Origin of the sequence: Streptomyces sp. NPDC059917 (assembly GCF_042730635.1) — a bacterium.
GTDB lineage: Bacteria > Actinomycetota > Actinomycetes > Streptomycetales > Streptomycetaceae > Streptomyces.
Map to the genome: position 1 here is coordinate 1 of NZ_JBHWLC010000168.1, position 4962 is coordinate 4962.

General features: G+C 75.2%; 4 protein-coding genes. 2 read left to right on the top strand and 2 right to left on the bottom strand.

The window, feature by feature from the left end; genetic code table 11:
- Positions 1 to 898: phosphopantetheine-binding protein (locus tag ACFWAR_RS39105; protein WP_385788424.1), on the top strand; the 898-nt coding region annotated here is incomplete at its 5' end.
- A 62-nt stretch (positions 899 to 960) separates the two neighbouring features.
- A complete protein-coding gene (locus ACFWAR_RS39110; protein ID WP_385788426.1) occupies positions 961 to 2448 on the top strand; it encodes an FAD-dependent monooxygenase in 1488 nt (495 codons plus the stop codon).
- Between the two features lie 66 nt (positions 2449 to 2514).
- Here the strand turns inward: ACFWAR_RS39110 and ACFWAR_RS39115 are convergent, their stop codons facing one another.
- Entirely contained in the window at positions 2515 to 4002 is a 1488-nt protein-coding gene (locus ACFWAR_RS39115) for an FAD-dependent monooxygenase (protein WP_385788426.1), read from the bottom strand.
- 62 nt (positions 4003 to 4064) lie between these two features.
- On the bottom strand, positions 4065 to 4962 hold an 898-nt coding region (locus tag ACFWAR_RS39120; RefSeq protein ID WP_385788424.1), incomplete at its 5' end, for a phosphopantetheine-binding protein.

Consider the following 4962-nt stretch of genomic DNA (forward strand, 5'->3'; position numbering starts at 1 on the left):
CAACTACGCCGCCGCCAACACCTTCCTCGACGCCCTCGCCCACCACCGCCACACCCAAGGCCTCCCCGCCACCTCCCTCGCCTGGGGACTCTGGAGCACCGACGACGGGATGGGCGGGCAGCTCGACGAGCGGGCACTGAACCGACTGGCCCAGACGGGTGTGGTGGGGCTGGCCCCGCGGGCCGGGCTGGAGCTGTTCGACGCGGCGCTCGCGCTGCGCCAGCCACTGGCCGTCGCGGTCGGGCTCGACGGGGCGGCGCTCGGTGCGCGCGCGGCGTCCGGGCTCCTCGACCCGCTGTTCAGCGAGCTGGTGCGGGCGGGCGGACGGCAGCCGGGCACGGCGCGCGGGGCCCGGCCGGAGCGTGCGGACAGCCAGTCGCTGGCACAGCGGCTGGCGGGGCTGGCCGCGCCGGAGCGGCGGGCGCTGCTCCAGGAGCTGGTGTGCGCCAACGTCGCGGTGGTCCTGGGGCACGCCTCGACGCAAGGCGTGGATCCCGAGCGGCTGTTCACCCTGCTGGGCTTCGACTCCCTGTCGGCGTACGAGCTGCGCAACCAGCTGGGCGCCGCGACCGGGCAGCGGCTGACCCCGACCCTGATCTTCGACCACCCCACCCCGGCCGCGCTCGCCGCGTACCTGGACGAGCTGTTGGCCCCGGTCGAGCAGGACGTGTTCGGGCCCCTGGTCGCCGAGCTGGACCGCTTGCAGGGGCGGCTCGGCGACACCGGGGCGGTCACGGCGGGCGCCGCGGGCCGGGCCGCGGCCCGGCTGCAGGAGTTCTTGCAGCGGCTGGAGGAGAGCCGGGCGGGGGCGGGGGCCGGTCTGAGCGCCGGGGAGATCTCCGAGGCCACGGACGACGAGATCTTCAACCTGATCGACAACGAACTCGGCATCGTCTGAGACGCATTCGGCATCGTCCGGGCCGCCTCGCCGAGGCGGCCCGGACAGGAGAGGAACCACGCATGACCGGTCCAGTGATCATTTCGGGCGGTGGGCCCGCCGGGCTCATGCTCGCCCACGAGCTGGGGCTGTGGGGGGTCGAGACCGTCGTGCTCGAACGGCTCGCGGCGCCGAGCGGCCGTACGCCCGGGCAGGCCCTGAACCTGTCCGCGGCCGAACTCCTCCAGCAGCGCGGGCTGTTGGACGATCTACTGGCGCACAGCGAGCCGGTGCAGGGCACCCACTTCTCGCTGATCTGGCTGGACGACAGCGCGTTGCGCGGCCGTCACCAGCCCGCGCTGCTGCTGGGTCAGCACCATGTGGAGCGCCAGCTGGAGCGGCGGGCGACGGCGCGCGGCGCGGAGCTGCGCCGGGGCCACGAGCTGGTCGGCTTCACCCAGGACGCGACCGGGGTCGAGGTCCGGGTCCGTGGTCCACGGGGCGAGTACACGCTGGTGGGAAGTCACCTGGTGGGCGCGGACGGCGAGTCCAGCCGGGTCCGGGAGCTGGCCGGGATCGGCTTCCCGGGGTCGGGGTCGCCGAACTGCGGGCTGGTCGCGGACGTGGAGGTCAGCCTGGCGGAGCTGCCCGAGGTGCACCGGGGGTCGAAGGTCTCGCCGAACGGCGGGATCTACTCGGCGGTGCCCACGGACTCCGGGGTGGTCCGGGTGATCACCGCCGAGTTCGACACGGAGCTGCCGGGCGCGGACACCGAGCCGGACGGTGCGGAGCTGCGCGCGGCGATCGGCCGGATCAACGGGGCCGCTTTCCCGGACGTGCCGGTGCGCTGGGTGCAGCGGTACGGCGGGCCGACGCGGATCGCGGACCGCTACCGCGACGGCCGGGTCTTCCTGGTCGGGGACGCGGCCCACACCTTCTATCCGCTGGCCGGGCTGCGGCTGAACCTGTGCTTCCAGGACGCGGCGAACCTCGGCTGGAAGCTGGCCGCGGAGCTGCGGGGCTGGGCGCCGGAGGGGCTGCTGGACACCTATCAGGCGGAGCGTCACCCCCAGGGGGTGCGCGCGGCCGCGGCCACCGACGCCCAGCTGGCGCTGATCCATCCGGCCCGGCGGGTGTCGCCGGTACGGGGCCTGGTGACGGAGCTGCTGAGGTTCCCGGAGGTCAACCGGCACCTGTTGGAGCTGTCGACGGGCCTGGACGTGTCGTACGCGGCCGAGCAGGCTCCGGCTCCGCTCGGGCGGCGGCTGCCGCACCTGGAGTTGGTGGGGGCGGCCGGTAGGACGAGCGTGCCCGAGCTGCTGTGGTCCGGGCGGGGGGTGCTGCTCGACCTGACGGGTGCGGCCGGTCCGGGTCCCGGTGGGACCGCCCTGGTGGCGGCGGGTCTGGAGGACCGGCTGGACACCTTCTGGGCGAAGCCCGTCGCGGAGCTGGGTGTCGCCGCGGTGCTGCTGCGCCCGGACGGTCACGTGGCCTGGGCGGGTGACCCGGTGGTGGACGCGGACGGGCTGCGGGCCGCCGTCGCCGCGTGGTTCGGCGCGGCGGGGAGCTGACGCACGGACGCGAGAGGGCCGGGGACGGAGCAGCTGCTCCGTCCCCGGCCCTCTCGCGTCCGTGCGTCAGCTCCCCGCCGCGCCGAACCACGCGGCGACGGCGGCCCGCAGCCCGTCCGCGTCCACCACCGGGTCACCCGCCCAGGCCACGTGACCGTCCGGGCGCAGCAGCACCGCGGCGACACCCAGCTCCGCGACGGGCTTCGCCCAGAAGGTGTCCAGCCGGTCCTCCAGACCCGCCGCCACCAGGGCGGTCCCACCGGGACCCGGACCGGCCGCACCCGTCAGGTCGAGCAGCACCCCCCGCCCGGACCACAGCAGCTCGGGCACGCTCGTCCTACCGGCCGCCCCCACCAACTCCAGGTGCGGCAGCCGCCGCCCGAGCGGAGCCGGAGCCTGCTCGGCCGCGTACGACACGTCCAGGCCCGTCGACAGCTCCAACAGGTGCCGGTTGACCTCCGGGAACCTCAGCAGCTCCGTCACCAGGCCCCGTACCGGCGACACCCGCCGGGCCGGATGGATCAGCGCCAGCTGGGCGTCGGTGGCCGCGGCCGCGCGCACCCCCTGGGGGTGACGCTCCGCCTGATAGGTGTCCAGCAGCCCCTCCGGCGCCCAGCCCCGCAGCTCCGCGGCCAGCTTCCAGCCGAGGTTCGCCGCGTCCTGGAAGCACAGGTTCAGCCGCAGCCCGGCCAGCGGATAGAAGGTGTGGGCCGCGTCCCCGACCAGGAAGACCCGGCCGTCGCGGTAGCGGTCCGCGATCCGCGTCGGCCCGCCGTACCGCTGCACCCAGCGCACCGGCACGTCCGGGAAAGCGGCCCCGTTGATCCGGCCGATCGCCGCGCGCAGCTCCGCACCGTCCGGCTCGGTGTCCGCGCCCGGCAGCTCCGTGTCGAACTCGGCGGTGATCACCCGGACCACCCCGGAGTCCGTGGGCACCGCCGAGTAGATCCCGCCGTTCGGCGAGACCTTCGACCCCCGGTGCACCTCGGGCAGCTCCGCCAGGCTGACCTCCACGTCCGCGACCAGCCCGCAGTTCGGCGACCCCGACCCCGGGAAGCCGATCCCGGCCAGCTCCCGGACCCGGCTGGACTCGCCGTCCGCGCCCACCAGGTGACTTCCCACCAGCGTGTACTCGCCCCGTGGACCACGGACCCGGACCTCGACCCCGGTCGCGTCCTGGGTGAAGCCGACCAGCTCGTGGCCCCGGCGCAGCTCCGCGCCGCGCGCCGTCGCCCGCCGCTCCAGCTGGCGCTCCACATGGTGCTGACCCAGCAGCAGCGCGGGCTGGTGACGGCCGCGCAACGCGCTGTCGTCCAGCCAGATCAGCGAGAAGTGGGTGCCCTGCACCGGCTCGCTGTGCGCCAGTAGATCGTCCAACAGCCCGCGCTGCTGGAGGAGTTCGGCCGCGGACAGGTTCAGGGCCTGCCCGGGCGTACGGCCGCTCGGCGCCGCGAGCCGTTCGAGCACGACGGTCTCGACCCCCCACAGCCCCAGCTCGTGGGCGAGCATGAGCCCGGCGGGCCCACCGCCCGAAATGATCACTGGACCGGTCATGCGTGGTTCCTCTCCTGTCCGGGCCGCCTCGGCGAGGCGGCCCGGACGATGCCGAATGCGTCTCAGACGATGCCGAGTTCGTTGTCGATCAGGTTGAAGATCTCGTCGTCCGTGGCCTCGGAGATCTCCCCGGCGCTCAGACCGGCCCCCGCCCCCGCCCGGCTCTCCTCCAGCCGCTGCAAGAACTCCTGCAGCCGGGCCGCGGCCCGGCCCGCGGCGCCCGCCGTGACCGCCCCGGTGTCGCCGAGCCGCCCCTGCAAGCGGTCCAGCTCGGCGACCAGGGGCCCGAACACGTCCTGCTCGACCGGGGCCAACAGCTCGTCCAGGTACGCGGCGAGCGCGGCCGGGGTGGGGTGGTCGAAGATCAGGGTCGGGGTCAGCCGCTGCCCGGTCGCGGCGCCCAGCTGGTTGCGCAGCTCGTACGCCGACAGGGAGTCGAAGCCCAGCAGGGTGAACAGCCGCTCGGGATCCACGCCTTGCGTCGAGGCGTGCCCCAGGACCACCGCGACGTTGGCGCACACCAGCTCCTGGAGCAGCGCCCGCCGCTCCGGCGCGGCCAGCCCCGCCAGCCGCTGTGCCAGCGACTGGCTGTCCGCACGCTCCGGCCGGGCCCCGCGCGCCGTGCCCGGCTGCCGTCCGCCCGCCCGCACCAGCTCGCTGAACAGCGGGTCGAGGAGCCCGGACGCCGCGCGCGCACCGAGCGCCGCCCCGTCGAGCCCGACCGCGACGGCCAGTGGCTGGCGCAGCGCGAGCGCCGCGTCGAACAGCTCCAGCCCGGCCCGCGGGGCCAGCCCCACCACACCCGTCTGGGCCAGTCGGTTCAGTGCCCGCTCGTCGAGCTGCCCGCCCATCCCGTCGTCGGTGCTCCAGAGTCCCCAGGCGAGGGAGGTGGCGGGGAGGCCTTGGGTGTGGCGGTGGTGGGCGAGGGCGTCGAGGAAGGTGTTGGCGGCGGCGTAGTTG